Source organism: Planktotalea sp., from assembly GCF_039984035.1.
GTDB lineage: Bacteria > Pseudomonadota > Alphaproteobacteria > Rhodobacterales > Rhodobacteraceae > Planktotalea.
In genome coordinates, this window is sequence record NZ_JBDWVM010000166.1 from 1 (window position 1) to 6,516 (window position 6,516).

The window sequence follows — 6,516 nt, forward strand, 5'->3', positions numbered from 1 at the left end:
ATTGGAATTCCTCTGCGTCGAAACTTGCCTTCGCGCCCTTGCGCCTTTTCACGTTGGTCAGTTTCCACTGGCCCGTTTCTTGGGCAATCTTCCATGACACGTAGCTTTCAAGCGGATTGCGCGTCAGAATAATCTTAGCGCAACGCGGATCATTCAGTGCGATATCAAGAACGCGAGGATCGTGGTCATGAAAGTAGCGGAAGCCACCAAGACCATCTGAAAATTGCTTTATCGTCTCGATCAACTGCGTCGGATGCGCCTCGCGCATTTCCTGCGTGACGCCCAATATTTCTGTCTTGTTTGGATAACCAATAAAGTGCGGGTTGAACGCCTCACCATGGCACGTCACACCCTCAAGCGCATTCAGGTTCGCTTCCAAGAAGTTTGAGCCTGTTCGCATTTCAGCAAAAACAACGAAATAATCGAATTTTGGGGTCATGTTTTATTTTACCAAATAGGGTCTGCGGGGCTTCTTGCTTGGCGTCGCTATGCCGTTGTCTATTGGGAAATCGCCTGTCAAATGTGGATGCATGCCTTGGTTCTTAAGGTTCTGCAGAAATTGCCCGAAACCCGTTAAGTCAGCCATCTTGGGTGCTTCTTTCAACCGACTCTGTGGCGCGCCGCCAATTTCATCAATGATGGTTTGCAAGGGCTCCATTGGTCTTTCGATGAATTCTGCCATGGTCCAAATCCGAATGCGCGCTTTGGTCCACTGATTGCGCAACTGAGTCAGAAACGCATTTTCAATCCTTTGAAGCTTTGCAGCTTCGCGGCGCAACTCGGAAAAGTTCCTGTTTGACCTGAAAAGTGGCACTGCCCAAGAGCCGGTGATGACCGAAATTTGCGCATTCGCGTCACTACAAAGTTTTTCAGTTACCTTCTGGGAATCTTGTGGGCCAAATTGAAAACACTGATGTTCTCCGCGCGTATTCCAAATCAAGTTACCGAGAAACGCCGCACCGCTGTAGTCCCTCAACAATGGATCATCGCTCAGGCCACCATTGATCACGGTCTGACCGTTCGCAAATTCCGCGCGGTCCTTCGCAAATATATGGCCGTGTACTTTGCTACCGGTCGCTTTGGACAGCCAAGGTTCGAAATCCTCAAACAGCTCTGTAAAGCCATGGAAAACCGAATATGGGGCGCACGTGACACCGTTTTCCCAACCCTTGTTCGGAAAGCGGCTTTGCATAATCAAACCCGGTCGCCCACGCGTTCGTCGCTCAACAGCCTTGGAAAAGATGCGATCGATCTTTCCAGGATTTGGCTCCGCCTGTTTCATGGCACTCGCTTCATCGGTCAAAAAGGCTTGATACACGCGATCCGCATGGGGCCAAATTTTGCGCGCTACAAAACAGTCAGACCGACGTAACAACTGCAGGTGATCATCGTAAAAGATATGCGGCTTACCCTGAAAATCGAATTTCGACAGGGTCAGCGAACGGCTTTCAATTTTAGATGAATATTGCCGTGCAAGGGTCTGAAAATAGCTTTCGTCCGGAATCCAAACTTTCCGAAAATAGCGATCATTGATATGGCGATCCGGATCTTCCAAAATCGCGGATAACGTTTGACGCGTCAGGCACCACCACTGCGATCCCATATGCGGAACAAGGCCCGCAGGGATACGTCGCTTCAAACCGATTTTGCGTTGAAGCGCTACGTATTTATCAAACAGACCGCGCTGGGTCTTCCAAGAAAACGGAAACCGCAGTGTAAAGCGTTCAATATCCAAACCGCCCACTGTCCAAGGCACGTCAGACGTTGTCGCTGATTCAATGAAATCTGTGCGCGGGCGCGCATCGAGATAACCGATCAATTCACTTACAGGTCGCAGCGGCAAGCATGAGCCCGACGCAAGAAAGACATGGCGTACATCCGAGAACCGTTCCAGCATACGTTCCGCAGCAAGCTGGGTTGCCGCAGTAATGCCCCATCCACCCCATTCACAGTAATGACGCTTTGAGAAAATTATCTCTTGTTCATCGTTCAGGGCCGCTCTGAATTCTTTGTAGGTTTTGCGATCAACCTTCTTATCGACATGGATCACCACAGGAACGCCAGACGCCGCCCAATGGCGCGCAACCTGTTCGGCCCGGCCAAGCGCAGTGTGCACTAGCATGATAACGCCTAAGCTCATGCCCAGTTCCCTTTGGACATCAGGCCCAGTATCTCAAGCTGTCGCCAGTTGATGTACTTCTCTGACCACTTACACCAAAGCTCTGGATCTTCTGCCAAATGCTCTGCATACGCGCGATACTCTACGCTTGCGGAATAGTGCTGATTGCGGGTCAGTTCTTCACTAGCTTTTTCGGTAAACGTGTCGAGGAACTTGGTATGCAGCAAAACACCTGACGCTTTTTCACCACCCCATTCATCGTAAACGAGGTTCAAACCACGCGGAAGCAAGTTATGGGTCGAGCTGACGTAGGTGTATTTACGGTCCCACTTCACCAATGGAATTTTGTTGAGCGCTGGTGCCTTTTCAGGCTCGTCTGGGAAAAAGACGCGTGCGCGCGGGCCGCCTTGAATCCACAAATTTCCAAGCTTCTTGTTCTTTTGGATCGTGTAGTTTCCAGAATCAAACCAACAAGCAGTATCCACGGGATTGTCGCCCGAAACATAGGGTTTCGCATCAATGCGACCCTTTGGGTACATATCAAGCAGCATCGCGCTAAACGATTTTATCGAAGATGCGTCTAGCCAATCCGTCAGTGCACGGATCGGACGTGTATCGCAAAACGGAAACAAGAAAAATTCATCAGGATCAACTGTCAGCGTCCAGTGACCGTGCGCATAACGCAATTGCAGCCAATTCAGCCAATCTACCCCAAAGCGCGATCGTTTATAGCTGTGTTGGGTATGCCAGAGCGACACATCGGGTTGCTCTTGCAAATACTCCAAACCACCATCGTTGCTATCGTTGTCCACAAAGAAGAAGTGGTTCACGCCCATGTCACGGTAGTATTTGAGAAAATAGGGCAGCCGAACATGTTCATTCCGCATTGTCGAAAAGAGAAGAATATCCCCCGGCTTTATTTGATTGCTTCGATTGCGGATCGGTTGCAATTCTCGACGTTTTCGGAATGCACGAATGCGCCAGCGCTTGCGCTGTAGCCTAAGCCGATATGACCTTACAATTCCCAACTGTGCCTTGCCTCCTCATGACTCCTTTTTCAGCGTCCGCGCGGATCAAATTAACCAAAGTGTTTCAACACAAGGTTAAAGTGCCTATCCCACCGCGGCGGCGTAAAAAGAGCCGGATCTTCATCCACTCGACCTAGACCAATACTATCTTTTTGCAGCAGTTTTTCGATCTCGGTGCGCCAAACATAGGCATTCGGCTTCTCTGCGTAAACGGGGAAGTCGCCAAGAATTTCTCTATAGATGCCTAAATCACTACAAATAATCGGCACCCCAAGCGCCAAGGCTTCTGCTTGCGGCAAACCGAACCCTTCAACAAAGCTCGGGAAGAGCGCAGCCTTGGCCCCTTTCAAAAGGCCCATCATCTCAGCGTCGCCCAAACCATTGAACTCAGAAATGGGTAATCCGGCAGTTTTGGCCGCGTCTAACCGCGCGAAAACCGCTTCATTGTTCCAGCCTCGATTGCCGCAAATTACCAAATGCGGTGGCGGCGTATCGCCGTCGTTTGCCCATTGCTCCCATACATCCAGCAATAGCGCGTGGTTCTTGCGAGGTTCTATCGTGCCAACGACCATCACATAGGGCGCTGGGACCAATGGAAGGTCTGCCTCTTCCACACTTGGTACATCGATCCCAAGGTGCGCAACGATCCCTGCCGGTACACGGCCAAACCGTTGCATATGGCGCGTTGTATCATCCAATGTTTGCTGAGAATTGCAGATCAAAGCATCTGCAAATTCCGAAACAGTGCGCATGCGTTTTTCGAATTGCTCAACTGTACCAGGGCGCTGAAAATCAGGCCAATCGAGCGGTATCATGTCGTGGATCAAAACAACTGATTTCGAGGATTTATTTGCTCTGAACGCTTTGAAAACCCGTCGCGACAGATTGCTGTGACCTGTATTTAAATACAATGCACCGTTCGGAAACGCCCGCGCGATCATGGTCTGCAAACGTGACCGCGTCGAACGGGCGATGGCTTGCTTTCGCAGCGCTGATTCACCTGCTTTGCGCGCTGGACTTAATTTCAACGCAAGACGAGAGAGCAAATCAGGCTTGCCCCAACTGGCCGCGCGAAGATGTTCGTGGAAAAATGCCATGCCGCGTCGATCCAGCAGCAAATAGCCCAAAGCGGTGCGCACAAGAGCGAAGACGGGGCGATCCAAGCTAAGGCACCATTCTAGATAGGCCCATTCCACGCGATCCACACCAGTATGAACCATTCCCGTTCGGCTGAGCAAACGGGTCAGATCAAGGCAGATGGGTTGGTGAAAATCGCTTGAGAGAGTCAGCTTGGGTCCGCCTTTCTAAGCCACCAAGCCTGGAGTGGGCCGACGGGCCAAGGGGCGCAGGAGCTGACGCCCCTGCACGCCGAGTTATTGTGCAGCTTTTTCTGTCGCCATTACGTCAGACAGATAAGCGTAAAGATCATCTCGCAATTCAGAGCGCGAAAGGCCAAAGGCAACAGTCGCTTGAAGGAAACCAGATTTCGAACCGCAGTCAAAACGTTGGCCGCGGAAGCGATAGCCATAAACGCCGCGATCTGAGCCAATCTCTTGCGCAATCGCATCTGTCAGCTGGATTTCTCCGCCTGCACCAGATTTGATCTTGTTCAAGTTTTTCAAAACATGTGGCGATAGAATGTAACGGCCAATCACAGCAAGGTTTGATGGCTCTGAACCAGACTCAGGCTTCTCTACCATGCCGTTGACCGACACCATCGAACCCATGTCTTCCTTGATATCCAGAACACCATAGGAAGAGGCCTTCTCTTGAGGCACTTCCATAGCAGCAACCATATTGCCGCCCGTTTCCTCATATGCTTCAACCATCTGCTGCAAGCACGGCTTTTCAGCTGCGATCACGTCATCCGGCAAGATAACCGCAAAAGGTTCATTGCCAATCAAACGACGGGCGCACCAAACAGCGTGGCCAAGGCCAAGCGCCTTGTGCTGGCGCATATATGCAATCGCACCGCTGTCCATGTTGGTTGATTTCAGAATATCCAGCAGATCCTGCTTCCCCTTTTTGCGTAGCTCGTTTTCAAGCTGGGGAGAGTGATCGAAATAGTCTTCAAGTGCACCTTTGCCGCGAGATGTAACAAAGATGAATTCCTTGATGCCCGCAGCGCGCGCTTCGTCAATCGCATACTGGATAAGCGGGCGATCGACCAAAGTCATAATTTCCTTCGGAACCGACTTTGTCGCCGGGAGGAACCGCGTGCCTAAACCGGCCACAGGAAAAATTGCTTTTGTTACTTTGTTACGCATTAACTGATCCTTAAATTCGCAAAATTCTTCGTAGTTTGATGTGTCTGTAAAAAGGAAGTGGGTTTAAATCATGGCCATTCGGCGAAAAAGTAGCGTTTTGTTTCCCAATGGTAACTATCTAATCACGCAATGCGCGAAATTTACGCAAAACCGCAAGCCTTTTCAACTCTAGCGCGTAGGCGCTATCGCGACTTCGCAAGTTGAAACGCCGACCCGTTCGAATACTTCGACCAAACATGCCGCCTGTTTGCAACCAAACGCCCGTCTTTGTAAAGCGCACTTTGTGCGGTCGCGCTGTATACGAGAAGGCAAAGACAGACGCACGTTGACCCGTGTGTACAGCGCCATTTGCTATTTCTATCAGATGCTTAAGTTCTGACCGCGTACCACAAAATACGCGATGCTCTCCTGAATATCTCTTGGGAAACCTTTGAAATCCAACACGCGCGTGCGGCAACGCGGCTCTGACCGAAATCGATCGTTTAACACCTGCGTCGATTCCAGCATTGAAACGCCGCAAAAGTCGCGTCACATCCCGCGGTTCAAGCGCACCACTCACCATATGGCGCAGAGCGCGTAAACGTTGTTCTGTCCGCGCCATCGAGATCGCCCCTTTATGGCGATCAAGTGGCGCATGCTTTCGAAGATAAACCACAAGGCTCGCGCCTATTTCAAACAAGTCTTTAGGGGCGCGGTCACTGCGCCGCATCGCGCTCGCTTTATAGCCATGATGCACCTGTGCGAGTGGCGCAATCGCAGTGCGATGACCCAGCTTCGCAAGTCGAAAATTGACGTCGGTTTCATCTAAGTAAAACTTGAATGCAGGATCAAAGCCGCCGATTTGCGCCAAAACTTCGCGGCGAAAGGCCATGTTCGTACCTTCGGTCTTTATAGCGCGCCCATTCTGCGGGGTGAGAACGCTGGTTTTCGTCTCATCCACAGCCAGATCTGCCGCGACACCAAAGCAATCAACGCTGCGCGCCCTCCATTGAAAGGAAATCCCATTGCGCCCAATCACAAAGCCGCCCGACGCGCTGACGTCGCTTTGCTCAAATCCAGCGACAAGATAGTTCAGCCAAGTCGGCTCTGGCACCGCATCATC

General features: G+C 51.1%; 5 protein-coding genes and 1 pseudogene. All 6 read right to left on the reverse strand.

The genetic code is table 11. The annotated features are described in order from the left end of the window. Nucleotides 1-439 (reverse strand): annotated as a pseudogene (locus ABJQ89_RS07460) (nodulation protein NodH); the annotation flags it as partial. Nucleotides 440-442: 3 nt separating this feature from the next. Beyond that, entirely contained in the window at nt 443-2,140 is a 1,698-nt protein-coding gene (locus ABJQ89_RS07465) for a beta-1,6-N-acetylglucosaminyltransferase (RefSeq protein WP_348495627.1), read from the reverse strand. After that, nucleotides 2,137-3,147, reverse strand: a complete 1,011-nt coding sequence (locus ABJQ89_RS07470; protein ID WP_348495628.1) for a glycosyltransferase family 2 protein — start codon at nt 3,145-3,147, stop codon at nt 2,137-2,139. The genes ABJQ89_RS07465 and ABJQ89_RS07470 overlap by 4 nt, the downstream gene beginning before the upstream one ends. 50 nt (nt 3,148-3,197) lie before the next feature. Then, nucleotides 3,198-4,367 (reverse strand): glycosyltransferase family 1 protein, encoded by a 1,170-nt coding sequence (locus ABJQ89_RS07475; RefSeq protein WP_348495629.1) that lies wholly within the window; start codon nt 4,365-4,367, stop codon nt 3,198-3,200. A gap of 153 nt (nt 4,368-4,520) precedes the next feature. Then, nucleotides 4,521-5,414: a UTP--glucose-1-phosphate uridylyltransferase GalU gene (gene galU, locus ABJQ89_RS07480; RefSeq protein WP_348495630.1), complete on the reverse strand. Its 894-nt coding sequence runs from the start codon at nt 5,412-5,414 to the stop codon at nt 4,521-4,523. 118 nt (nt 5,415-5,532) lie between these two features. Beyond that, on the reverse strand, nt 5,533-6,516 hold a 984-nt coding region (locus tag ABJQ89_RS07485; RefSeq protein ID WP_348495631.1), incomplete at its 5' end, for a glycosyltransferase.

What these genes read in the sequence shown, in the direction of transcription:
- ABJQ89_RS07465 (WP_348495627.1), bottom strand. Translation starts at nt 2,140, where the DNA reads ATGAGCTTAGGCGTTATCATGCTAGTGCACACTGCGCTTGGCCGGGCC.
- ABJQ89_RS07475 (WP_348495629.1), bottom strand. Translation starts at nt 4,367, where the DNA reads ATGGTTCATACTGGTGTGGATCGCGTGGAATGGGCCTATCTAGAATGG.
- galU (WP_348495630.1), bottom strand. Translation starts at nt 5,414, where the DNA reads ATGCGTAACAAAGTAACAAAAGCAATTTTTCCTGTGGCCGGTTTAGGC.